This window comes from Finegoldia sp. BIOML-A2 (genome assembly GCF_009678315.1).
Lineage (GTDB): Bacteria > Bacillota > Clostridia > Tissierellales > Peptoniphilaceae > Finegoldia > Finegoldia magna.
Genome location: NZ_WKZE01000001.1, coordinates 96,174 through 122,507, shown reverse-complemented (window position 1 = coordinate 122,507; position 26,334 = coordinate 96,174). Strand labels below are relative to the sequence as shown.

The window sequence follows — 26,334 nt, the reverse complement described above, 5'->3', positions numbered from 1 at the left end:
TTTATCAATAGATTAAATTCGAAAGAGGAGTTTGATGAAAGAATACTATACAATATCAGAAAAGAAACTTCCAATAATCGCGTTGCGTGGTTTGTGGTTGTTTCCAAATAATGTCCAACATTTTGAAGTTGGAAGAGAAGTTTCATTAAATGCTTTAAATGCTAGTTTGCTCAGAAATTCTGAGATTTTTATTTGTACGCAAAAAGATCCAATTGTAGAAAACATCACAAAAGAAGATTTTTATCATACAGGAGTTCTTGCAAGTATCAAACAAACTATTAAAATGCCAAACGGAAATGTCAGAGTTTTGGTTGAAGCTTACGACAGAGCAAAAATCGTAGACTTTGTTGAAAACGACAGTTTCTTAGAAGCAAACGTTGAAGTTATGGAATACGATAAAACAAAATATCATCCTACGGATAAATCACTGACTATGATTAGGATGATTATTTCTTCGTTTGAAAGCTTGGCAGAAATTATCAAAAAACCATTACCACAAGATTTGCTTGGGGGACTTTTAAACGAAGAAGATCCAAGTTCTTTGATAGATACAATTTCAATGCTAATTTCATTAAACGATAAGGATTCAATTTTATTATTGGAAACTTTGGATATGGATGAAAGAATTGAGTTGGTGTACAAATTTGTAATAAAAGAAATTGAATTTTTGAAGATAAAAGAAGATATCGAACAAAGAACAAACAAGGAAATATCTGACACACAAAAAGAGTATTTTCTTCAAGAACAATTGCGTCAAATCAAGATGGAATTGGGTGAAGAATACGACATTGAAGACACAGATGATTATGCAAATAGAGTAAAGAAATTAAAACTTAAAAAAGATTCTGAAGAACACGTTTTAAAGGAAATCAATAGATTATCTTCGATGAATCCAAATAATCCCGAAAGCACAGTGATTAGAAATTATATCGATCAAGTATTGGATATTCCTTGGAACAAAAAATCAAAAAGTTCGATTGATTTAAAAGTTGCAGAAAAAGTTCTAAATGATGGTCATTTTGGATTAGAAGATGTAAAGAAAAGAATTTTGGAATATTTAGCTGTTAAGAAGATGACTGGATCATTAAAAGGACCTATCCTTTGTCTAGTTGGCCCTCCAGGGGTTGGTAAAACTTCAATTGCAAGATCTATAGCTGAAGCAACTAATAGAAAATTCGTATCCATGAGACTTGGTGGCGTACGTGATGAAGCAGAAATCAGAGGCCACAGAAAAACTTACATCGGAGCAATGCCAGGAAGAATCATAACTCAATTGCAAAAAGCTAAGAAATTAAATCCAGTTTTCTTATTGGATGAAATTGACAAATTAGCATCTGATTTTAGAGGAAATCCTGCAAGTGCTTTTTTGGAAGTTTTAGATCCGGAACAAAACAGTGAATTTACAGATAATTACATCGAAATTCCAGTTGATCTGTCAGATGTATTATTTATCACTACTGCAAATTCACAAGAACAAATTCCAGATGCATTGTTAGACAGAATGGAAGTTATCAGAGTTACAAGTTATACAGATTATGAAAAATTTGAAATAGCTAACAGATATTTGCTTCCACGTCAATTAAAAGAAAATGGAATGGACAAATCCCAATTCCACATCACAAGAGATGCTATCTATACGATTATAAACAACTACACAAGAGAAAGTGGAGTAAGAGAGCTTGAAAGAAATATTGGAAAAGTAGTCAGAAAAGCCGTTGTTAAAATCGTAAGAGATGATGTTAAAAAAGTTGTCGTCAACAATAAAAATCTAGAAAAATTCTTGGGATCAAAATTAGTTTTAGATGATGAAATTCCAAGGGAAGACACAATTGGAGTTGTGAATGGTTTAGCGTGGACACAAGTTGGTGGAGTTATCCTGACAATTGAAGCGAATGTAATGGACGGTACAGGCAAAACTCAACTTACAGGAAAACTTGGAGATGTAATGAAAGAATCTGCAATGGCAGCAATTTCATACATCAGAAGTAATCAAGAGGATTTGGGTATAAAAGGAGAATTCTACAAAGAAAAAGATATTCATATTCATGTTCCAGAAGGTGCTGTTCCAAAAGATGGACCATCAGCAGGTGTTACAATGGTTACAGCGCTAGTAAGTGCATTGACAGGAAGAAAAGTAAAACACGATTTTGCAATGACTGGAGAAATAACACTTACAGGAAGAGTATTGGCAATTGGTGGAGTTAAGGAAAAAGTATTGGCTGCTCATAGATACGGAATTAATAAAGTTTTCTTGCCAAAAGAAAACAAAAGAGATATCCAAGACATTGATCCTAAAATTAGACAAAAAATCAAATTCTATTTTACAAATAATGTAAAAGAAATTTTAGATGAGGTATTAATCTAATGAAAATAGGTGTAATAAGCGATACACATGGATCTTTAGATAATACGAAAAAAGCTTTGGATATTCTAAAAGATTGCGACACGATTTTTCATTTGGGAGATGTTTTGTATCACGGACCACGCAATGCTCTTCCAGAAGATTACAATCCCAAAGATTTAGCAGTTATTTTCAAATCAATGGATAATGTGATATATACAAGAGGAAACTGCGATAGTGATGTGGATCAAATGGTTATTGAACACGATTTGACACAAAAACATAGAATCATAAATATTGGCAAATTTAGAATTTTCACAATTCATGGATATGAGGAAGATGAAGAAAAGAGAATTAGAATTGCTAAGGCGAATAATTGTGATATCATAATAACAGGACACACTCATATAAAAGTCTTGGAAAAAAAAGAAGACGTTATTTTGTTAAATCCAGGTAGTCCTTCTATTCCAAAAGACGGTGTAAAATCAGTCGCAATAATAGATGATGATGAAATCAAACTTATAGATACAGACTCAAACAAAGTTTTGTCATCTTTGAAAATATGAAGTCAATTAACTCAGAATTGAGTTGATTGACTGTTTAGTTAGGAAGTGAAAAAATGATTCTAATAGGCGCAAAAGACATAGAAAAATCTTTCTTAGATAAAAGTATCTTAGAAAATGTTACTTTTAATATTAACGACAATGATAAAATTGGAATCATAGGAATAAATGGTGCTGGTAAATCCACTTTGTTTAATATTTTGACAGGAGAATTGTCTAAAGACGGTGGAGACTTGTTCATCAAAAATGATATGAAAATAGGATACTTGAAGCAACATAATTCATTCGATTCGACTAATACTTTGTACGAAGAATGCTTGAGCGTTTTTTCAGAAGTATTGAGATTGGAGAACAAACTTCGAGAATACGAAAATCAAATGAAGGATACCGAAGATTTGGAAGATTTGATGAACAAATACCACAGAGATTTGGAAAGATTTGAATCAATGGGAGGATATCTCTACGATTCTGAAATCAAAGGCACACTAAAAGGTTTGGGTTTTTCGGATGATGATTTGGATAAAAATGTCACTAATTTCAGTGGTGGTCAAAAATCTCGAATAATGCTCGCAAAACTTCTTCTACAAAAATGTGACGTATTGTTACTAGACGAGCCTACCAACCATTTGGATATCAAAGCTATCGAGTTTTTGGAAACTTTTCTGAAAAATTACAAGGGCGCTTGTGTGATAATTTCTCACGATAGATATTTCTTAGATGGAATTGTAAATAGGATTTTTCATATGGAAAATAGAACCATCAAAACGTACGAGACAGATTACACTGGTTTTATGAAACAGAGAAAAATCTATATGGATATCCAACGAAAGACTTACGAAAATCAACAACGTGAGTACAAAAGACAACTTGAAATCGTTGAAAAATATACAAGTACTGATAATGCGAAAAAGAATAAGCAAGGACAATCCAGAAAGAAACTGTTGGATAAAATGAAGCTTATGGATAAGCCAACGTATGATGATGGAACTTTTGGAATTAAATTCAAAATATCTTCACCAAGCGGCAAAGACGTGTTGATGGTTGAAGATTTGTCCAAAAAAATTGACGACAAGCTTATTTTTGAGAACTGTAACTTAGATATATATAAGGAAGAAAGAGTAGGACTTATTGGAGCAAATGGAGTTGGTAAAACGACTTTATTCAATATTATAACCAAAAAATTAAAACCAACTTCTGGAAAATTCAGATTAGGTTCCAATGTAAACATCGGATACTTTGACCAAGAACAGATGTATTTGAACGATAAAAACACAATTATAGATGAAATTTGGGACGAATATCCTAAAATGACTCACTACGAAATCAGAAGTGCCCTTGCTATTATGAATTTCGTGGGAGACGATATTTTCAAACTTATTGAAGATTTGAGTGGTGGAGAAAAGGCGCGAGTATCTTTACTGAAGTTGATGCTTTCAAAATCAAACTTTTTGTTACTGGACGAACCTACTAACCACTTGGACATTGACTCAAAGGAAAGTTTGGAAGATTCTTTGATAAATTACGAAGGTACTGTTTTTGTAATTAGCCACGATAGATACTTCTTGAACAGAGTTTGTGATAAAATCATTGTGTTGGAAAAAGATAAAGCGACTACTTTCCTTGGAAATTACGATTATTATCAAGAGAAAATCAATGATTTAAAAGTGGATAAAACAGAGGAAAGTTTGAACAAAACTGCAGCTTTGAAAGAAAAGAAAAAACAACGTGCTATCACAAATAATCTTAAAAAACTGAGAAAACAAATTGAAACGATTGAATCGACTATAGATAAAATTGACGAACGAATCAAAGAAATTGAAGACCTGTTTTGTCAAAATGATATTTACGATGATCCTCAAAAAATTCTTCAATTAAATGAAGAACTGGAACATCTTAACGCTGACAAAAATTCTTTGTATTCAGATTGGGAAGATAAACAATTGGAATACGAAGATTTTGATAAAAATTAAGGAGGGAAAACTTGGATTTTTTAGAAAAAAGATTTCGTCTATCTGAGAGAAAAACAGATGTAAAGACGGAATTAATGGCGGGATTTACTACATTTATGACTATGAGTTATATCTTGGCAGTCAATCCTCAAATGTTAAGTGAAACTGGAATGGACAAGGGCGGAGTTTTTACAGCTAGTGTAATTGCAAGTATTATTGCGATGATTTGCATGGCTTTCTTAGCCAACTTGCCATTTGGTTTGGCACCAGGTATGGGACTTAATGCATTTTTTACATTTACAGTTGTTAAAACATTAGGCTATACTTGGCAATTTGCTTTGACTGCAGTATTTTTGGAAGGTATTGTATTTTTAATTCTTTCATTATTTAAAGTAAGAGAAATGATTTTTGATGCGATTCCAATTAATTTGAAAAAAGCAGTTAGCTGTGGAATTGGCCTTTTCATAGCGCTAGTTGGTTTGGTAAATTCAGGAATTATTTTGCAAGGTGAAGGTACTGTTTTACAATTGGGAAATCTCTTGAGCAGAGAAAGCGTAGTATTTATTGTAGGATTATTCATTATCGCTTTACTTTTGGCTAGAGAAATCAAAGGTGCGTTGATGTATGGGATTTTGGCTTCTACGATTTTAGCATTAATTTTGGGAGTGTCAAAATACCAAGGCGGATCTCCAATAACATTGCCACCATCATTGGCTCCAGTAGCTTTTAAAATACAATTCGATAAAATATTTACTTTCGATATGTTCACTGTAGTATTCACATTCTTATTTGTAGATATTTTCGATACAGTAGGAACTTTGGTTGGAGTTAGTGCAAAAGCTGGTATGTTAGATGAACAAGGAAAATTAAAAGAAGCATCTCCTGCATTATTAGCGGACGCGATTGGAACAACAGCTGGAGCTCTACTTGGTACAAGTACAGTAACTACATTTGTTGAATCGGCATCAGGAGTTGCAGAAGGTGGAAGAACTGGTCTAACAGCTTTGTCAACAGCATTCTTTTTCTTCCTAAGCTTATTCTTGTTCCCTGTATTTGGAATGATTCCTGCACAAGCAACAGGACCTGCATTGGTAATCGTAGGATTATTTATGCTTAGCTCAATCAAAGAAATTGACTTTTACGATTATTCAGAAGCAATTCCTGCATTTATAACAATAATTGCGATGCCATTTTGTTATTCAATTGCAGAAGGAATTTCTTTTGGAATGATAAGCTATGTTTTAATAAAATTATTAGCAGGAAAAAGAAAAGATATTTCTATTTTGATGTATATCTTGGCAATAGTATTCGTTTTAAGAATAATTTGGCCTTTATTTTAAACATTAAATAAAAATAGTAGTGCATGAAAAATGTGCTACTATTTTTTTGTTCAAAACTATTTCATAATTTAAAATTAAGTGTTATACTTTTATTATAAACGATAACATAATTACAGAGAATACATAGATTTATGAAATTAATTGTTATAAAATCAAATAATTTAGGCAATAAAAAGAAGAAAAATAAAATAAGGAGGTTATAAATATAAGTAAAACGTCTTCTTTTTAAAAATAAAATCAAAGGAGTAAAAATATGAAGAAATTTAGCAAAAAAATATTAATGCTTTTAATGGCAATCGTAGTTTTAGTAACACCTACTTTTACAGTCGCAGTAAGACAAGAAGTACACAACGATAGAAACTATAATTGGTACATAGATCAAGGAAACACTGGCTGGGCTAGTAACTCAAATTGTGGTCCATCTTCAAGTGTAATGGTCGAAAAATGGTTCAATAGAAATACAATCGCGACAGCAGCAGGAGCAAGAGATCGTTATCCTATGCAAGGTGGATGGTGGTCAACAAACACTGTATCACAATATTTGAATGATCAAAGAATTCCAAATCGTACAATTGTATACAATGGAGAAGGTACTTTGACAGATATATTGGATAATGGAAACATTGCAATTGTTTGTGTGAATACTGGATTTATTTCATTTAATAATAACAACAATTCAAATATCGGTAGATTTTACAACTACCAAGGAGGACATTTTTTAGTTGTAAAAGGATACACTCATATCAATAATAGATTGTATTTTGAAGTTTACGATCCAAACAATTGGGGAGAAATGTACTTTAATGGACAACCAAAAGGAAAAGACAGATTATACGCTGCAAATGAATTATCGCAATCAATTTTTAGATGGTGGGGAAATATTATAGTAATAGGATAAGAATGAGAGCCTTGAAATTAATTTTTCAAGGCTTTGTTTAATTCACATTTTATTTATAGATTTTTCCTATAAGTAATGCTTGATTTATTGAATAATCCTATAAATCATAAAATAGTTTTGTTTGATGTTATAATGAAGATGGTGATAAATATGTATTATGTAGGAATTGATATAGGTTCAACTGCTTCAAAGGTAGTTGTTTTAGATGATTCAAAAAAAGAAATTCTTTTTAAAAAAGTTATGCCAACGGGCTGGAGTTCTGTTGAAACAAGTAAAACTATAAAAGAATGGCTAGAATCAAATGGAGTAAACGAAGATAATAGTAAAGTTGTCGCTACAGGATACGGAAGAGTTTCTGTTCCATTTGCGGACAAAGTAGTTACAGAAATAACATGCCATGCAAAAGGGGCAAGTTTTTTCAACGATACTGATATGACTATTATCGACATTGGAGGACAAGATACAAAAGCCATAAGTTACAAAAATGGTATGGTGGAAGATTTCATAATGAATGATAAGTGTTCTGCTGGTACTGGAAAATTTTTGGAAGTAATGGCAAATCGTCTTGGTGTTGGACTGGACGAAATGTTTGATTTGGCAAGAACTGGAAAAGATGTGAAGATTTCATCAATGTGTACGGTTTTTGCTGAAACAGAAATCATTTCATTAATTGGAAAAGGCACACCAAAAGAAGATATTGCTTGTGGTGTAATTAATTCTATCATTAATAAAGTGAAGACTTTGGTTCACAGACTTCCTGCTACGGATTATTATTTCTTAACTGGAGGTTTTTCGGGAAATGATTATATGACAGAACACTTGTCACAACTTCTGTCAGCAACCGTAGAAACAAATGAAAACGCGAGATTTGCAGGAGCGATAGGAGCAGCAGTCTTGGCAAGATAATGGATTATTTAGATATTAGAAAAAACGCATATATTGATGCACTCACTTTGAGTAAATCAACAACTGTTGTTTCATTGTGGGGCAGAGTTCCATGGGAAATCGTTGAGAGTTTTGGAGTTACAACAGTGTATTCTTATGGAATAGACAGGGAAGTCACAGAAGATTATACAGATAATAATTACTGTGATATGTTGAATTCTTCTTTTGCTTATTTGGAACTTGGAAGATGTCCTTTTATGTTTAGTTCATCGTTTTTCATTGTAGATGATAGTTGCAAAATTCGCTACGAAACTTTGAAAAAGAAAACTGACAAAGATGTTTTCGTGTACAAATACAGGGATTATAAATCTTTGATTGAGTATTTGGAAGGTAAACTGGACAAAAAATTTGACGAAGAAAAATTTAATGATTTAATTGAAAAATCCAGAGAAATTTCATCTCTTATATTCAATCTCAGAAAATGCGATATTGATGAGAGAAGAATATACGAGGTGGAATATTTCTCAAAATTTATCTTCGACATAGACAAAAGAATAGAATTCATCAAAAAACATATAGATGATTCTTTTAGGGATAAATCATCTGTAAAACTTCAGGCAGCAGCTGGAGTGTACAAAAAATTTGATCAATTAATCAAAGAAGGCTATTTTTGTGAAGGCGAATATCACGATATTTTTACAAAAAAAGGGTTTGAATACATAGATGAAAAGTACAGAAGATTTGATTTCAAACCAGATTATGTTATTAATAACTGTAGCCAATTTGATTATGATGATAATGTAATTACTTACTAGGGGGTATAAAAATGGCAGATTACAGAAAAATGTGGGAAGATTTAGGAATGGATGTCGATCAACACGACGTTTTGTGTGAAGTTTTACCACAAGCATTTGGTGATGTATATTTATCACAAGAAAATAGACCAGAAAAAATGGATTATTTCAACATGGTTGTTGCAGAAATCCACGGGATTAGACCAGCTGAATTAATCGAATTCCAAAAAAACGGCGGAAAAGTTGTAGGAACATTCTGCATTCACGTTCCTGACGAAGTAGTATTTGGATGCGGAGCTATAAATACTGGTTTGTGTTCGGGATCACAATTCTGGGTACCAGGTGGAGAAAAATATCTTCCAACTGCTACATGTCCACTAATCAAGGCATCTTTGGGTGCTAGATTTGAAAAAACTTGTCCATTCTTTAGACTTGCAGACTTATTCGTCGGAGAAACAACATGCGACGGTAAGAAAAAAGCTTGGGAAATCATGTCAAAAGATGCTCCAATGTACATCTTTGATTTGCCACAAATGAAACGAGACAAAGACGTTGAATTCTTTAAAGACGAAGTTTACAGATACATCGCAAGAATCGAAGAATTAACTGGCAACAAATTAACTCCAGAATCTCTTCATGATGCAATTGTTTTAATCAACAACAAAAGACGTGCAATGCAAAGATTGTGGGAATTCCGTAAATTAGACAATGTTCCAATCAGTGGTAAAGATTGTTTATTGATTTCTCAAATCGCATTTTATGATGATCCAACTAGATTTGCACAAAAAGTAAATGAATTGTGCGACGAATTGGACAAGAGAAAAGAACAAAACGTAAGCGTATACAAAAAAGGCGCTACAAGATTAATGTTAACAGGAACTCCATTGTCTATTCCAAACTGGAAACTACACCACATCATTGAATCAAGTGGAGCAGCTGTTGTATGTGAAGAAATGTGTACAGGTTCAAGATATTTTGAATTAACTGTAGATGAATCTGGAAAAACTATGGATGAAATGGTTGATCACCTAACAGATAGATACATGAAAGGTATCAACTGCGCATGTTACACTCCAAACACTGAAAGAGTTGACGACATCATCAGACTAGCAAAAGAATACAACGTTGACGGTGTAATCGATGTTAACTTAAAATTTTGTAACATTTACGATACAGAAGGTCACATTGTAGAAAAAGAACTTAAAGACCACAACATTCCAGTATTGGGAATTGAAACTGATTATACTGACGAAGACAGCGAACAATTGAAGACAAGAATTGAAGCATTCGTTGAAATGATTGAAAATGGCAGATAAAATGAACTACATCTTATTCAAAGATGTGGCAAACGGACAAAAACTTTACGATTTAATCAAAGAAAATTCTATAAAAGCTACGATTGCACCAACACCAAGAGTATTGGATGTGTGTTGTGGGATTTCTATATTGTATGATAATTTGGAAGACAAACCCAAAATCGAAAAAATCATAGAAGAAAACAACATCGAAATCAAGGGCTTTCACGAAATAGAACGAGACATTAATCCTAACAGGATGAAGTTTCTGTAAATTGTAAAATCAAAAGAGCACACGCAGTGCTCTTTTTTGATGCTTGTGAAATGCTTAAATATGGTAAAATAGTAGTAGCAATAAAAAGGAGAATAAAATGAGAGCTGGAATTTTTCAATTTATGAATGATGCTGTTAAATTAATTAATAGTCGTTACAAATTCATAAACTTTGTTGCAGAAGAAACAAAAGAGTTTTTCAGTAAAGTTTTTGAAACGAACGAAGATGTTATTAATATTAACGCACGTGTAAAAAAAGAAGACAGCATTAAAGAAAAAATACTAAAACAAAATTATTATATAAAATGTAAAGACGTAGAGGAAGTGTTCAATCTATTTCCAGATTTGATTGGAGTTAGAATAGAATGTCGTTTCAACGAAAATGAAAAAGATTTGTACGAATATTTGAAAAGACTTTTTTATTACAAAGATGACAATGGCTACTATTACTCCAAGTATGATATGAGAATCAGACTTAACCTGGATCAACCACAACCACAAAAACAAAAAAACGGGTTCGAAATTTATAAAATCGATGCTATTTTCGTGGAAAATGACGATATGAAAATCAATTTCGAAGTGCAAATTAAATCCATGGTTAATGTGTTCTGGGGAGAGGTAGATCATTCGATTTTGTACAAAAATTCAAACTACGTCATGACGGAAGATTTGATACGTGATGTAATGTATTCAATCAAAAACAACCTTACAATTATCGACAAACAACTCAACAGTGTTTACAAAAAAATGATGACAGTAGAATCCAACGAAGATGATGCTACAAGACAACAATTTAAAAGCATCATAACAAAAATGATTCACGATGGATACATGCTCAAATTAAAATACAATTTAGGTTTTGTAATAGATATGAGAAATATTGCAAATGTAGTAAGCGATTATTTGTTTTCAATAATGGATGTTTTGGAGAAAAAACAATACGAAGAAAGATTGATCGACATATTAAACAAAGTCAATGCCATAAGTAACAAGCCAATTAGTTTTGGTGAATTGTATGATTTTTCGGATATGGAATTTGGGGATTACATTCACACTTCATTTGCACAGGGACTTAACAGCAGATTGGACAAGGACTTCAACTGGAATTTCTGTTTGTCGATATTATTTGCCCTTGATGACAGAGAAAATAACGAAATTTTTATGGATTTTGTGTATTATGTGATATATTCCATTAAAAAAGTTATCGAAAAAGAAATCAGCAACTGCAACATCAACCAAACTTACCAAGATATTTTGACGGATAAATTAATGAAAGAAAGCATAAAATATTTGTCGGAATCATATAATATTAATAATTTTTCACAAAATTCATTCGAAATAATAGGAGAAATCGTAGAAGAATTCGTAAAAGATGTGGAAAGCGTGGAAGATATCGAAAAATTAGATTTTTTAGCATTGAGAAACAAATTCTTGGAAAAATTTGAAGGAATCAAAAATGAAGATTAGATGTGGAACTGATATTCTGAGGGTTTCACGAATAGAAAACATCAAAAATCTGGATAAATTTATGAAAAAAGTCTTCACTGAACGTGAAATTTCATACATTGAATCCAAAAACAGAAGTTTTGAGACGATTGCGGGGATGTTTTGCATGAAAGAAGCAGTGTCAAAAGCTTTGAAGACTGGAATTGGTAAAATGAGTTTTATGGATGTAGAGTCTATACATGACGAGGGATTAGTTGTAAAATTAAATACAGATAAATTTCCAAAAGTTTTAGATATTGATGCATCCATTTCTCACGATGAAGAATACGCAATAGCAATGTGCGTGTTGATGTTGGAGGATTAAAATGGATTTTACAATAAAAAAACGCGATCCTTTTTCCAATAAAGGAAACTACGGAAGAGTCTGCATAGTCGGTGGATCTAACGGAATGTGTGGCAGTGTGTACTTGGCAAGTATGGCAGCACTTCGTTGTGGTAGTGGATTGGTGTACACAATTGTCCCTGAAATTATCTCGGAAATCATGCAAATTAAATCCGTTGAAAATATAATACTTCCACTTGAATGTGACGACAAAAAATTGAGTGATAATTCTATTTCTCAAGTTCTAGAATATATTTCCAATAAAAACTGTGTCGCAATTGGTTGTGGCATGGGAAAAGATGAATTAAATTATGAATTGATAAAAGCCGTACTCAAAAACTTCCATAAACCAATTTTGATAGATGCTGATGGATTGAATTCAATAAAAGACTTCAGTGAACTAGAATTTGATGATTATTCTGTTGCGATAACTCCACATCCGCTTGAATTTAGTAGACTTTCTGGATTGGATGTAGAATATATCAATCAAAATCGCGAAAAGGTCGCCACAGAATTTTCGAAAAAACACAAATGCATCGTAGTTCTCAAAGGTCATCACACAATCGTTGCAAAAAATGATGAAATATATGTAAATAATACTGGAAATGCGGGAATGGCGACTGCTGGAAGTGGCGATTGTTTGTCTGGTATCATTGCAAGTTTCATGCACAACAGAGATGTGTTCGAAGCTTGTAAATTGGGAGTGTATATTCACGGAATGGCTGGAGATTTTGCAAAACAAAAAATAGGAGAAGATAGCATTATTGCATCGGATATTATTAGAAATTTACCGGAAGCAATCAATGCCTGTAAGGAGAAATAATGTTTAAGTATCAAAGTTATTTGAAGGTTGATTTGGACAAATTAAAACACAATTACAAAGAAATAAAAAACATCAGCAATTTAGTCAAAATGTGTGCCGTTGTAAAGGCTAATGCTTATGGACAAGGCGCAGCATTTATCACAAAAGAATTGGAATATTTAGGAATAGATTACTTTGCAGTGTCCAATATAAATGAAGCCTTGGAACTTCGCAAAAATGGAATATTCAAACCAATTATGATTTTAGGCTACATTTCCAATGAAAACATTGAAGTAGCAATAAAAAACAACATCGAATTAACGGTTTACGATTACGAAACTGCAGTTGAAATCAATAACGTTGCAAAAAGTTTGAATAAAATATGCAAAGTTCACATCAAAATCGATACAGGAATGACAAGATTAGGATTTCAAGTTAGACTTGACAAAGATAAATGCTTGGAAGACATCTTCAAAATCTATAAAATGGATAATGTAGTGTTGCAAGGAATTTACAGCCATTTTTCAGATGCTGATAGCGAAGATTATTCCTATACAAAAGAACAATACAATACATACATTGGTTTTATGATTGATGTGGAAAACAGAGGAATAACTGTTCCAATAAAACACATAGCAAATGATGCAGGAGCGATAATTCATGGATATTTCTTGGATATGATAAGATGCGGAATCGGACTTTACGGCTATCACGCATCAGATTATGTAAGAGAAAATTCCAGACTAAATTTGGAAGAAATATCATCACTCTACACAACGGTGTCCATGATTAAAACAGTTCCAAAAGGAACAGACATTGGATACGGTAGAACATTCACGACAAACTCTGAAACAGTAGTTGCAACAGCGACAATAGGTTATGCTGACGGTTATCCTTTGGAATTATCCAACAAAGCATATGTGATTATCAACGGCAAAAAAGCAAAAATTTTGGGAAAAGTCTGCATGGATCAAATCATGATAGATGTATCTTTCATTAGAGATGTAAAAGTTGGCGACAAAGTTTTGTTGTTCGGAAAGGATGACATGGGAGAAATATCATTGTATGATTTGGCAGAAATGGCAAACACAAATGTCTATGAGCTTTTGTGTAGAGTTACAATGAGAATTCCTAGAATTTATACTAGAAATGGAAAAGTCGTAGAAGTGTGTGACTATTTACAAAAAATCAACTAATCTTAGCCCAGCTTTTAAGTTGGGCAAGTTTATTATATTGATTTCTTGAAGTGTTTTGGATATAATAAAAATAGTTCTTAAAATAGCGAAGAGTTTATAGGGTGAGTTTATGAAAGTAAAAAGAGGAGACATATTTTACGCAGACTTAAGCCCTGTTGTTGGATCTGAGCAGGGTGGTGTAAGACCTGTCGTTGTTGTTCAAAATGATGTGGGAAACAAATACAGTCCAACCGTAGTCATAGCAGCTATTACTTCACAAATAAATAAAGCGAAATTACCAACACATGTTGCAATAGAACGATCCAAGTACGGTTTACCGAAAAATTCAGTTATTTTAGCTGAACAAATAAGAACTATTGATAAAAAAAGGCTTCGTGAAAAAGTAGGTAGCTTTGACGATAGAGTTCTGATAAAGTTGGATGAAGCTTTAAAAATATCTGTGGGTATATAATCTAAACTACATATTTTATAAAAAAGTTATCAAATTTGATTTGGTAGCTTTTTTTGTATATAATTTAAGCTATGGAAAATTACGATATTTTTAGATTAAACAACTTTTTAATATACAAAAAAACAGGAACAGATGGATTAAGCATCTACGATTGGAACAAGAAAAAATTCGCATTCAAAAACGAAAATAGCGAACAAGAACTTCTTAAAATTAACGACATATACATCAACGACAGAAACAGTGACATCGAACTTATCGACCTAGTGGAACGTGAACAAGAAAATTCATTTTCTTCAGTTGTGAATTACTACAGCGATATGAGCGAAGTACAACTTCACAAAAAGACGATATTATATCTAATTAAAGACAAAGATTTTAATATGTTACAAGATTTGTTCGACAAAATCGAAGATGATCAATCATATTCTTATCTATTCGTATACGCAATCAAAAAACTCATACAATATGGAAATAGTCCATCATTATTAAAAGGAAAAATCCAATTAACAGAAGAAAACCAAGAAATAGTCACAACCTTATCGATAAGCATGATATCAGATGCATTGTTAAAATATTTTGATTATTTCAAGAAGTTTTTCATCTTCACATCCAATTACGTGTTCACAATAGATGTCAGAACATATATACTTATGAATTACATGACTAAATTCATAGCAAAATGGAGAGAGTTTCTATCCAAATACTCAAAAGTCGACGACAAAGAATCCACATTCAAATTAATCAACGATTATGTAATCATGCTTTCACAAAGCTTGGACAATGATAATTACTCAATTGAAATGGAAAAAGAAATTATATCAGAAACCAAGAAATATTTGAACGAAGAAGATTATACGAATGTGTTCAAAAACTTGTCATCAATACACGATTCGTATTATTTTATACTATTCGTAGAAGAACTTATCAAACAAGACAAAGACAAAACATTTGAAAAAGTGTGGGAAATTTATCGAAAGAGATTAAAAAGCACATACAAAGACAAAAAATACATGAATATCGTCATGGAAATCAAATCCTTCGAAGCTAGAAACGATGACTTGTACCAATATTTGAAGAAAAACATAGAAAAAACATTCAAAAAAAGAACAAAGCTTTTAGAAATATTAAAATTCGTGGATACATTGGATTTTAAATAAAATATTAGAGCAATCTTACAGGGACATTTAGAAAAATATGTCCCTGTTTTTTATCTTCATTTTAATTTCAAAAAAAACCTAATTTGTATTACTAAAAAACAATTACTTATAGATTTATCAAATAATTGAAATTAATAACCGAATATTGATGAAATAGAGATTAAATCGAAGTGAACAATAACGAATATCATTAATATAGCAATAAATAAGATGAATAGTGACAATTTATTAGTAAATCAAATAAGTAAATTCTTGACAATGAAATCTATTAAAGGTAAGATTAATTAATAACAAGACTTTTATTTGAATATTATGAAAACGTTACGCGATTTAATTCTATACTAAAAAAACAAAAAAATATCATTTAAACTAATATCGACAAATTAGAAGTCAAATATCAAATAAATTGTAATTTTTATGTTTTAATATAAAAAGGAGTGAAAATTATGGTGAAAAACAATAGGGAAAGAGAACACATTTGTATAAGTTATAAAAAGAAAACATTAATCAGCTTTATTACTAAAACAATACTTAGTTTAATTTTCTTAACTTTTTGCTCAGGATTTACATATTCAAATAATGTCCAAGAAGTACCTGATTATATACATGAAAATATTATAAAAGGAAATATCAATTTAGAAGACAAAATTACTATTGATTTAAAAAGCAAAATATCACAAGAAGAATATGAAAAAACTATAAAAGATGTTGAAAATTTTTTGAAAGAAAATCATATAATTTTTAATAATACATCCAGAGAAGAATTTTCAAAAGAATGCGACAAATTTATTAAAGATAAAAAAGAACATACAATAGTAGATACCGTACTAGATTTAAAAGTACTGGCTTCAAGTTTAAAACAAGGACATCTTGGATTTGGGTCAGGATATTTTACTGAAGAATTGCCAGTAGATTTAATTCTGTTAAAAGATGGTTACTACATAAATATGTGCAACAAACAATACAGTAATATCCTAGGAAGCAAACTTTTAGCAATAAATAATACTCCAATTGAAGAAGTAGAAGAGAAAGTATCAAAATATTTTCTAGGTGAAAACAAGAATATATCCAGATTTTATGCAATTGAAAACATTAGAATAGTCGATAATTTAAGACGCGAAAATATAGTAAGTGGCAATGAAATAACACTTAAATTAGAAAAAAATGGGAAAATATTTTATAAAAATGTAATTCCTCAAAATTTCAGAAAATGGGAATTTGTGAAATTGGACTCTAAAAATACTGATTTTTATTTTATGAATAAAGCTAAGATTGTAAATAGAATGAATAACCAGAATTCTGTTAGCATTAAACCACTAGATGTAATAAATCAAACAGAAAAAAACTTTTATTCTGAAATAAAAAACAAGGATTTAATAATTTATTATAATTCATGTTTTGATAATGCAAAATTTAATATTTTCGATTTTTCGAAAGAGATAAATAAAAAATTATATGAAAGTAAGCCTTCTACAATAGTTGTGGATTTAAGATTCAATGGGGGAGGTAGTACTGATATTTACCCATATATTTTAAAAGAAATGTCATTGTATCAGATAAAAAATCCAAAGACAAAAATTAAAGTATTGATAAGTAATAATTCATATTCTGCAACAGCACCCGCAGCTATGCAAACGATGAGAAAAATGGATAATGTTGAAGTAATAGGATCTGATTCGGGATTTACAATTAAAAATACAACGGGTTCTGATAGTATGTTTTATATCAAAAGTCTAAAACTTTATTGTAATTATGGGATAATAATATTTAAACAAAATTATGAAAGGGAAGATGTATTTAATCATAATTATAAAAATTATGATTATGAAGGGGATATGCTTACACCAGACTTTCACGCAGAACAATCTTTTGCAGATTACATGATAGGAAATGATCCAGCGATGAATTATGCACTTAGAGATGAAGGAGACAATTCGTTATTTAATAAAATGAAGTCTATTATTGATTAATTAAAATAGGTAGTTTGAGAATAATATTCTCTAAAAATAAATTTGGAGAAACGGGATAAAATGCAAGGAGAGAAAAATATGAAAGTATTAATGAACGGAAGAAATCACGGAGCGGGAACAATTGGAAGTGGAATTTGTAGCATAAATGAATGTTCTTGTTGGAATAACAAATGCAACTGTTATGGAACTTTAGTATGTGGTCAAAAATTATAACAAAGGTGATGGATATGTTGCAAAGACAAACGTTAAGTAAAAAAATAAAATTAGTAGTGGTTATGATTTTTTTTATAACAACTACTGGTTTTACATATTCAAATAATGTACAAGAAGTACCTTATTATATACATAAAAATATTAAAGAAGGAAATATCAATTCAGAAGACAAAATTACTATTGACTCAAAAAGCAAAATATCACAAGAAGAATATGAAAAAACTATAAAAGATGTAGAAAACTTTTTGAAAGAAAATCATGTTATTTTTAATAATACGTCCAGAGAGGAATTTTCGACAGAATGCGACAAATTTATTAAAAATAGAAAAGAACATACAATAGTAAATACTATATTAGATTTGAAGATACTGACATCTAGCTTAAAACAAGGTCATGTTGGGATTAAAGATAATTATTTTACAGAAATTTTGCCAATAAAACTATTTAAGTATTCTGATGGAGTGTTTATTACTGAATGTCCTAAAAATTATACAGATATACTAGGAAGCGAACTTTTAGCAATAAATGATATTTCAATAGAAGAAGTTAAAAGTAAATTATTTAAGTATGAGTATGGAGAAAACCAAAATTTTAGAGATATAAGTGCAACTGTTTACTTAGTGAATCTTGATATGTTAAAGAGAGAAAGCATAGTAAAAGGACAAGAAGTACAATTAAAAATGAAGAAAAATGGTAAAATATTATACAAAAATATTAATCCATTAAAAATTGAAGATTGGCAATATGGTAAAGTTGATTCAGATTATTCGGGCATGTACTTTATAGATGTAAAAAAAATGAATGAAAAGATGAAAAACATTGATCATACAACTATTAGACCACTAAAGATAATAAATCAAACTGAAAAAAATTTTTATGCTACAGTAAAAAATAAAAATTTAATAATTTATTATAATTTATGTTCGGATAATGCAGAATTCAACATGCACAGTTTTTCAAAAGAAATAAATGAAAAATTACATAAAATTAAGCCTTCAAAAATCATTATTGATTTAAGATTTAATGGAGGAGGAAGAAGTGAATTATATCATCAAATATTAAAAGAATTGGAATTTTATCAAATATTAAATCCAGAGACGAAAATAAAAATATTAGTAGGTAACTTCACATATTCGGCATCAGGATTTGCGACAATAGAAACAATGAGAACACTAGATAATGTTGAAATAATAGGTGGAGATTCAGGATTTACAATTAAAACTACTACTGGAGTTGATAGTCTGTTTTATATAAAAAATCTTAGAACTTATTGCCAGTATGCTGCAAGATTCATAGATGTTCAAAATTACGAGAAGGAAGATGTATTTAAGCACAATTACAAAAATTATGATTACAAGAATGATATGCTTACACCAGACTTCCATGCAGAACAATCATTTTCAGATTACATGATAGGAAATGACCCAGCGATGAATTATGCCCTTAGAGATGAAGAAGATAGTTCTTTATTTAATAAAATCAAGTCTATTATGGATTAATAGATTAAAACAAGTAGTTGGAGAATAGCATTCTCTAAATATAAATTTGCCGAAATTACGTAAAATTCAAGGAGGGAAAAATTATGAAGGTACTTATGGATGGAAGAAATCATGGAGCGGGACTAAATAGTAGTAGTCCGTGTTCAACTGCGTGTAGTATTAACAAAAATGATTGTGTAAAAGGTTATTTACCGATACCATTCTGCTGGACTGTTAAGGTATATGGATATAATCCGAAAAATAGTTCAAATGTTTAAAAAATCTATTAAAAGTTTAGTAGTAGTTATGATAATTATCATAACTACTACTGGTTTTACATATTCAAATAATGTACAGAAAGTACCTGATTATATAGAAGAGGATATTTTAAAAGGAAATATTAAATTAGAAGATAAAACTCATGTTAATTTAAAGAGTAAAATATCACAAGAAGAATATGAAAACACTATAAAAGAAGTAGAAAATTTTTTACTAGAAAATCATGTGATTTTTAATAATACGTCCAGAGAGGAATTTTCGATAGAATGCGACAAATTTATTAAAAATAAAAAAGAGCACACAATAATAGATACTCTGGTGGATTTAAAGCTTATAATATCTAGTTTAAAGCAAGGACATCTAGGGCTTGAATCTAATTATTTCACTGAAATTTTGCCAATAAAACTATCAAAATTTTCAGACGGAGTGTATATAACCACAAGTTATAAAAATGATACTGATATATTAGGAAGTAAACTTTTAGGGATAAACGATATTTCAATTACAGAAGTTGAAAGTAAATTATTTAAATACGCCTATGGAGAAAACAAAAATTTTAGACATATAAGTTCAATTGGCAATTTAGTGATATTAGATATGTTAAAGAGGGAAAATATAGTAAAAGGACAAAAAATAAAATTAAAACTTAAAAAAAATGGTAAGATATTTTATAAAAATATTAATATCTATAAAATTGAAGATTGGCAATATGGTAAAATTGATTCAGATTATTCAGGCATGTACTTTGTAGATGTAAAAAAAATGTACGACAAGATTAACCAGGTTTATTATAGAACTATTATTCCTTTACGTAAGATAAATTTAACTGAAAAAATTTTTTATACTGAAAGTAGAAACAAAGACTTAATAATTTATTATAATTCATGTAAAGATAACGCAGAATTTGACATGTATAATTTTTCAAGAGAGATAAATGAAAAATTACATATAAATAAACCTGAGAAAATTGTTATAGACTTAAGATTTAATCTTGGAGGTTTGTCTGAATTATATTCTAAAATATTAAAGGAAATAGAATTATATCAAATAAAAAATCCAAATACAAAGATAAAAGTATTGATAAGTAATAAATCATATTCAGCAGCGGGATTTGCAACAATAGAAACAATTAGAAAACTGGATAATGTTGAAATAATAGGAAATGATTCAGGATTTACTATAAAAACTACAACAGGAGTTGATAGTTTATTATATATAAAAAATCTAAAAGCGTATTGCCAGTATGCAAGGATTTTAGTAAGTCAAAATTATGAGAAGGAAGATGTATTTAAACACAATTACAAAAACTATGATTATGAAGGTGATATGCTTACACCAGACTTCCACGCAGAGCAATCTTTTGCAGATTACATGATAGGAAATGATCCGGCTATGAATTATGCATTGAGAGATGAAGGAGACAATTCGTTATTTAATAAAATGAAGTCTATTATTGATTAATTAAAACAGGTAGTTGGAGAATAATATTCTCTAAAAATAAATCTGCTGAAATGGCATAAAATTCAAGGAGGAAAATATGAAAGTATTAATGGACGGAAGGAATCACGGAGCGGGAACAATTGGAAGTGGAGTTTGTAGCATAAATGAAGGTTCTTGTTGGAATAACAAATGCAACTGTTATGGAACTTTAGTATGCGTCCCAGAATTATAATAAAGGTAATGGATATGTTGCAAAGACAGACGTTAAGTAAAATGATAAAGTTAGCAGTGGTTATGATTTTTTTTATAACAACTACTGGATTTACATATTCAAATAATATAGAAGATGTGCCTGATTATATAAAAGAAGATCTTTTAGAAAATGTTAACTTAAAAGATAGAGTTCATGTTAATTTAAATACTAAAATATCACAAGAAGAGTATGAAACTACAATAAAAGACGTAGAAAATTTTTTGAAAGAAAATCATGTAATTTTTAATAATACATCCAGAGAAGAATTTTCAAAAGAATGTGACAAATTTATTAAAGATAAAAAAGAACATACAATTGTAGATACCGTACTAGATTTAAATGTACTGGCTTCGAGTTTAAAACAAGGACATCTTGGATTTCGTTCAGGATTTTTTACTGAACAATTGCCAATTGATTTAATTATGTTCAACGATGGCTACTACATAAAAAAATGTGCCGAAGAAGACAATGATATGTTAGGAAGCAAACTTTTAGCAATAAATAATACTCCAATTGAAGAAGTAGAAGATAAAGTATCAAAATATTTTCTAGGTGAAAACAAGAATATTTCAAGAGTATTTGCAACTGAAAACATTAAAATAGTTGATAACTTAAAGCGCGAAAATATAGTGGATGGCAATGAAATAACCCTTAAACTTGAAAAAAACGGAAAAATATTCTATAAAAATTTAATACCAATTAAACATCAAAACTGGGAATTTGGAAAAATAAATTCTAGTTATACAGATTTTTACTTTTTTAATGTGAATGAAATATTAAACATAACTAAAGATCCAAACTTCGCTAGTATCAAGCCATTAAATAAAACAAATTATACTGAAAGAAATTTTTACTCTGAAGTTAAGAATAAAGACTTAATAATTTATTACAATTCATGTTACGAGAATCCAGAATATATAACATATAATTTTACTAAAGAAATAAATGAAAAATTATATAAAAACAAACCTTCTAAAATAGTCATTGATTTGAGATTTAATACTGGAGGCTTTCTTAAAAATTATCTTAGCATATTAAAAGAAATTGGGTTATATCAAATAAAAAATCCAAATACACAGGTAAAAGTATTGATAAGTAATAAATCTTATTCTGCAGCTGGATTTGCAACAATAGAAACAATGAGAAAGCTGGACAATGTTGAAATAATAGGTAGTGATTCGGGATTTACAATTAAAACTACAACAGGAGTTGATAGTTTATTATATATTAAAAATTTAAAAGTGTATTGCCAGTATGCAAGAGTTTTACTATTTCAAAATTATGAAAGGGAAGATGTATTTAATCATAATTACAAAAACTATGATTATGAAGGTGATATGCTTACACCAGATTTCCACGCAGAGCAATCATTTGCGGATTACATGATAGGAAATGATCCGGCTATGAATTATGCATTGAGAGATGAAGGAGACAATTCGTTATTTAATAAAATGAAGTCTATTATTGATTAATTAAAACAGGTAGTTGGAGAATAATATTCTCTAAAAATAAATCTGCTGAAATGGCATAAAATTCAAGGAGGAAAATATGAAAGTATTAATGGATTTAGAGATTATGGAGCAGGAACAAATAGTAGTAGTACTTGTTCAACAGTTAATGGTATTTCTTGTCTAGTAAAAAAATATTATCCTTGTGGAAACATAATACTTAATTGCGTTTGTCTGGGGGAAAATTTTGATTATGGAATTGATGGTATCAAAAATAAATAAAAGTAAAAAAATATATTTAAAGCTTGTTTTAAGTATAATTTTTATTATACTTACTTCAGATTTTAATTATGACACTAGTGTGCAAAAAATTCCATCTTATATGCTAGATAAGATGTATTCAATAGATGGAGAATATGGTGAAACTGAGGATATCAATCTTAAAGATGAAATATCCCAAGAAGAATATAAAAATACCATAGAAGGAATCGAAAAATTTGTGTTAGATAATCACATATTATTTGATAGCATTTCTAGGCAAGATTTTTCGAAAGAATGTAAAAAAGCAATCCAAAACGAGAAAGCTCATACAATTATTGATACGCAAATGGAATGCAAAAGACTGATATCTAGTCTGAGACAAGGACATTTTGGAATAAGAAATGATTATTATACAGAAATTTTGCCAATAAGATTTATGAAATTCAAAGATGGATATTACATATACTATTCTGATGATAATAAAGAGGTAGCAGCAGCTAAAATTTTAGATATTAATGGAGTACCTATAAAAAAAGTAATAGAAAAAGTTTCAAAGTATTTTTATGGAGAAAATAAAGTCTTCACTGAAACAAACTCAATGCGAGGGATAATGCATTATGATTTTCTAAAAAAAGAAAACATAGTAAATGGTGAAAAAGTCCAATTTAAATTAGAAAAAAATGGCAGAATATATTATAAAGAAATTACACCAATAAAAACTGGAAAGTGGAAGTTTAAGAAAATAAAATCAGATTTTAATGAAATATATAAGGATACAGGATTTGAAAATATTCATGAAGTCAAGAAATTAAGTAATATTACTATTAATCCATTAGATAAGATATATATCAGAAAAAAACTGTTTTATCTTCAAAATAAAAATGATAGTTTGATAATACATTTTAATTCTTGCACTGAAAATGATAAGTACACTATAGATAAATTTGAAAAAGAGCTAAATGATAATTTAAAAACTAATAAACCTTTGAAAATCGTTATAGATATAAGATTTAATACGGGAGGACACTCTTATGTTTATAGTCCGATATTAAAAGAAATTATGTTATATAAATTACAAAACCCAAAAACAAAAACCAAATTATTGATTGGAAATTTGACATATTCTGCTGGAGGAGAAGCTTGCATCAATACAATGAGAAACATAGATAATATAGAAATAATAGGAACTGATTCAAGCAGTACAATAAATAATACATTTGGAATAAATAATGTGTTTTATATAAGTAGCATTAAAAGCATTTGCAGTTACGGTGATACTTTAATCAGATCTGAATATACCATTGAAGATATATACAATCATAATTACAAAAACTATGACTTCGATGAAAACATGCTTACTCCAGACTTTCATGCAGAACAGTCATTTGCAGATTACATGATAGGAAATGATCCAGCAATGAATTATGCATTGAGAGATGAAGGAGATAGTTCGCTAATTAATAAGTTGCAGTCTATTATTAATTAATAAAATTAAAAACAAGTAGTTAGAGAACGGCATTCTCTAAAAATAAATTTGGAGAAACGGGATAAAATGCAAGGAGAGAAAAATATGAAAGTATTAATGAACGGAAGAAATCACGGAGCGGGAACAATTGGAAGTGGAGTTTGTAGCATAAATGAAGGTTCTTGTTGGAATAACAAATGCAACTGTTATGGAACTTTAGTATGTGTACCAGAATTATAATAAAGGTAATGGATATGTTGCAAAGACAGACGTTAAGTAAAAAAATAAAGTTAGTTGTGATTATGATTTTTTTTATAACCACTACTAGTTTTGTTAAGCAGGACGAAATTATAACAAATAGTCAACAGGACTTAATTGATTACATCAACACTAGTAACATTGAAAAATATGATTCTAAAAAAATTGAAGGCATTAAACCAATTAGTTCGCAGAAATACGAGAATCAGGTAAGATGTATAAGAGATTTTATGATAGATAATCATGTTTATTATGAAGCACAAAACATTGATGAAATTACAAATTCGTATAATAAACTATTAAATGATTCACAAAATAAAACTGTTCTGGATCTAAATCTTGATTTAATGAAAGTAATCTCAAAATATAAACAAGGGCATGTTTCTATTCATCCAATTGATATGAAAAAATCTGAAGTTTTTATAGCTGAATTTAATGGGAAATATTATATAGTGGAAGCAAATGAACAATTTAATAACTTACTAGGATCAGAAGTTATAAGCATAAATAATATTAAAATAGAAGATATTGTTGACAGATTAGAAACTTATTCTATTGGAGAAAACAAAAGTTTTAGACGTAGTCATCAAAATTATTTCTTAAATTCTTACGATATTTTGAAAAAAGAAAATCTAATTGCAGAAAAACAGAATATTTATGAATTAAAAACAGGAGATAAAATTATAAAAGTAGATATACCATTTGTTAAGTCAGATGATTTAATAGTAAGTAAATTAAAGGTAAATGGAAGAAAAACTGATATATTACAATATGAAAGAAAAAGAACCAGTAATGAAAATAATGTTTCAATAAAACCATTATCATATACTGTAGATGAAAACAGATTACATTATATTGAAACAGAAGGTGACAATTTAATTCTTAGATATAATTCCTGTACTGAAAATGATAATTATAAAATTGAAAAATTCACCAAGGATGTCTGTGACAAATTAGATAGTAACAAATTTTCAAATATAATCATTGATTTAAGATATAACTCCGGAGGAGATTCCTCATATATCTTCAATATTTTCAGTAAGATGATGGCATATCAGGGAGCAAATCCTAAAACCAAAATAAAAGTTCTTGTAAGCGATGGAACTTACTCTGCTGCAGGAGACTGCGCTTTGCTATTTGTAAAGAATTTTCATAACGTTGAAGTAATTGGTACAGATAGTGGATTTCCAGTATTAACATCTGCTGGAAATGTTAATATGTTTTATACTAAAGATACTTATTTTCAAATATCTTACTGTATGATGGTTTTTAGAGAATACTATGGAAATGTCGATTCGTATTTGTTTAATTATATGAACTTTGATTTTGACAGGAATACAATGTCACCAGACTTTCACGCAGAACAGTCATTTGCAGATTATATGATAGGAAATGATCCTGCGATGAATTATGCATTGAGAGATGAAGGAGACAATTTCTTGATCAATAAAATAAAAAATTTGAAAAAATAATATCAGGAAACATTGAAAGGAGTATT

Annotated in this window: 25 protein-coding genes; all 25 read left to right on the top strand. The window is 29.7% G+C overall.

Annotated features, from left to right (window positions below; genetic code table 11):
- The first annotated feature begins 34 nt into the window (after nucleotides 1-34).
- The 25 genes from lon to GKF99_RS00425 all read left to right on the top strand — a co-directional run bounded on the left by lon (nucleotide 35) and on the right by GKF99_RS00425 (nucleotide 26,308).
- Nucleotides 35-2,365: an endopeptidase La gene (gene lon, locus GKF99_RS00530; protein ID WP_154272303.1), complete on the top strand. Its 2,331-nt coding sequence runs from the start codon at nucleotides 35-37 to the stop codon at nucleotides 2,363-2,365.
- Complete coding sequence (yfcE, locus tag GKF99_RS00525; protein ID WP_154272301.1) at nucleotides 2,365-2,907, top strand: phosphodiesterase; 543 nt, start codon at nucleotides 2,365-2,367, stop codon at nucleotides 2,905-2,907. The genes lon and yfcE overlap by 1 nt, the downstream gene beginning before the upstream one ends.
- Before the next feature lie 53 nt (nucleotides 2,908-2,960).
- Nucleotides 2,961-4,874 (top strand): ABC-F family ATP-binding cassette domain-containing protein, encoded by a 1,914-nt coding sequence (locus tag GKF99_RS00520; protein ID WP_154272299.1) that lies wholly within the window; start codon nucleotides 2,961-2,963, stop codon nucleotides 4,872-4,874.
- Between the two features lie 11 nt (nucleotides 4,875-4,885).
- Nucleotides 4,886-6,193 (top strand): NCS2 family permease, encoded by a 1,308-nt coding sequence (locus GKF99_RS00515; protein ID WP_154272297.1) that lies wholly within the window; start codon nucleotides 4,886-4,888, stop codon nucleotides 6,191-6,193.
- A 253-nt stretch (nucleotides 6,194-6,446) separates the two neighbouring features.
- Nucleotides 6,447-7,091, top strand: coding sequence for a hypothetical protein (locus GKF99_RS00510; protein ID WP_154253676.1), 645 nt, complete (start codon nucleotides 6,447-6,449; stop codon nucleotides 7,089-7,091).
- Nucleotides 7,092-7,241: 150 nt separating this feature from the next.
- Nucleotides 7,242-7,997, top strand: a complete 756-nt coding sequence (locus GKF99_RS00505; RefSeq protein ID WP_035109100.1) for an acyl-CoA dehydratase activase — start codon at nucleotides 7,242-7,244, stop codon at nucleotides 7,995-7,997.
- The gene (locus tag GKF99_RS00500) at nucleotides 7,997-8,791 is read left to right on the top strand and encodes a 2-hydroxyacyl-CoA dehydratase family protein (RefSeq protein ID WP_154272295.1); all 795 of its coding nucleotides are present in this window, start codon (nucleotides 7,997-7,999) and stop codon (nucleotides 8,789-8,791) included. The genes GKF99_RS00505 and GKF99_RS00500 overlap by 1 nt, the downstream gene beginning before the upstream one ends.
- 11 nt (nucleotides 8,792-8,802) lie before the next feature.
- The gene (locus GKF99_RS00495) at nucleotides 8,803-10,086 is read left to right on the top strand and encodes a double-cubane-cluster-containing anaerobic reductase (protein ID WP_094202766.1); all 1,284 of its coding nucleotides are present in this window, start codon (nucleotides 8,803-8,805) and stop codon (nucleotides 10,084-10,086) included.
- A gap of 1 nt (nucleotide 10,087) precedes the next feature.
- Entirely contained in the window at nucleotides 10,088-10,339 is a 252-nt protein-coding gene (locus GKF99_RS00490; RefSeq protein WP_035109671.1) for a DUF3343 domain-containing protein, read from the top strand.
- A gap of 97 nt (nucleotides 10,340-10,436) precedes the next feature.
- Nucleotides 10,437-11,804 carry a GTP pyrophosphokinase gene (locus tag GKF99_RS00485; protein WP_094207438.1) on the top strand — a complete coding sequence of 456 codons (1,368 nt, stop codon included), beginning with the start codon at nucleotides 10,437-10,439 and terminating at the stop codon, nucleotides 11,802-11,804.
- Nucleotides 11,794-12,147, top strand: coding sequence for a holo-ACP synthase (acpS, locus tag GKF99_RS00480; RefSeq protein WP_154272294.1), 354 nt, complete (start codon nucleotides 11,794-11,796; stop codon nucleotides 12,145-12,147). The genes GKF99_RS00485 and acpS overlap by 11 nt, the downstream gene beginning before the upstream one ends.
- A 1-nt stretch (nucleotide 12,148) precedes the next feature.
- Nucleotides 12,149-12,988: an NAD(P)H-hydrate dehydratase gene (locus tag GKF99_RS00475; protein ID WP_154272292.1), complete on the top strand. Its 840-nt coding sequence runs from the start codon at nucleotides 12,149-12,151 to the stop codon at nucleotides 12,986-12,988.
- Entirely contained in the window at nucleotides 12,988-14,163 is a 1,176-nt protein-coding gene (gene alr / locus GKF99_RS00470) for an alanine racemase (protein WP_154272290.1), read from the top strand. Before GKF99_RS00475 ends, alr begins: the two co-directional genes overlap by 1 nt.
- 109 nt (nucleotides 14,164-14,272) lie before the next feature.
- Entirely contained in the window at nucleotides 14,273-14,614 is a 342-nt protein-coding gene (locus tag GKF99_RS00465) for a type II toxin-antitoxin system PemK/MazF family toxin (RefSeq protein WP_002835111.1), read from the top strand.
- A gap of 71 nt (nucleotides 14,615-14,685) precedes the next feature.
- On the top strand, nucleotides 14,686-15,771 hold the full coding sequence (locus GKF99_RS00460) for a phage tail protein (RefSeq protein WP_154272288.1): 1,086 nt from the start codon (nucleotides 14,686-14,688) through the stop codon (nucleotides 15,769-15,771).
- Nucleotides 15,772-16,217: 446 nt separating this feature from the next.
- Nucleotides 16,218-17,741 (top strand): hypothetical protein, encoded by a 1,524-nt coding sequence (locus GKF99_RS00455; protein WP_194164445.1) that lies wholly within the window; start codon nucleotides 16,218-16,220, stop codon nucleotides 17,739-17,741.
- Nucleotides 17,742-17,819: 78 nt separating this feature from the next.
- Nucleotides 17,820-17,954 (top strand): hypothetical protein, encoded by a 135-nt coding sequence (locus GKF99_RS08790; RefSeq protein WP_277752382.1) that lies wholly within the window; start codon nucleotides 17,820-17,822, stop codon nucleotides 17,952-17,954.
- A 14-nt stretch (nucleotides 17,955-17,968) separates the two neighbouring features.
- A complete protein-coding gene (locus GKF99_RS00450) occupies nucleotides 17,969-19,453 on the top strand; it encodes a hypothetical protein (protein WP_154272286.1) in 1,485 nt (494 codons plus the stop codon).
- A gap of 83 nt (nucleotides 19,454-19,536) precedes the next feature.
- The gene (locus GKF99_RS00445; protein WP_154272284.1) at nucleotides 19,537-19,710 is read left to right on the top strand and encodes a hypothetical protein; all 174 of its coding nucleotides are present in this window, start codon (nucleotides 19,537-19,539) and stop codon (nucleotides 19,708-19,710) included.
- A gap of 28 nt (nucleotides 19,711-19,738) precedes the next feature.
- Entirely contained in the window at nucleotides 19,739-21,172 is a 1,434-nt protein-coding gene (locus GKF99_RS00440; protein WP_241673538.1) for a hypothetical protein, read from the top strand.
- Nucleotides 21,173-21,248: 76 nt separating this feature from the next.
- A complete protein-coding gene (locus GKF99_RS08785; protein WP_277752381.1) occupies nucleotides 21,249-21,383 on the top strand; it encodes a hypothetical protein in 135 nt (44 codons plus the stop codon).
- Nucleotides 21,384-21,445: 62 nt separating this feature from the next.
- On the top strand, nucleotides 21,446-22,876 hold the full coding sequence (locus tag GKF99_RS00435; protein WP_241673537.1) for a hypothetical protein: 1,431 nt from the start codon (nucleotides 21,446-21,448) through the stop codon (nucleotides 22,874-22,876).
- Nucleotides 22,877-23,099: 223 nt separating this feature from the next.
- Nucleotides 23,100-24,599: a hypothetical protein gene (locus tag GKF99_RS00430; protein WP_154275590.1), complete on the top strand. Its 1,500-nt coding sequence runs from the start codon at nucleotides 23,100-23,102 to the stop codon at nucleotides 24,597-24,599.
- 84 nt (nucleotides 24,600-24,683) lie between these two features.
- Nucleotides 24,684-24,818 carry a hypothetical protein gene (locus GKF99_RS08780; protein WP_275077060.1) on the top strand — a complete coding sequence of 45 codons (135 nt, stop codon included), beginning with the start codon at nucleotides 24,684-24,686 and terminating at the stop codon, nucleotides 24,816-24,818.
- A complete protein-coding gene (locus tag GKF99_RS00425; RefSeq protein ID WP_241673536.1) occupies nucleotides 24,800-26,308 on the top strand; it encodes a S41 family peptidase in 1,509 nt (502 codons plus the stop codon). The genes GKF99_RS08780 and GKF99_RS00425 overlap by 19 nt, the downstream gene beginning before the upstream one ends.
- Nucleotides 26,309-26,334 lie beyond the last annotated feature (26 nt).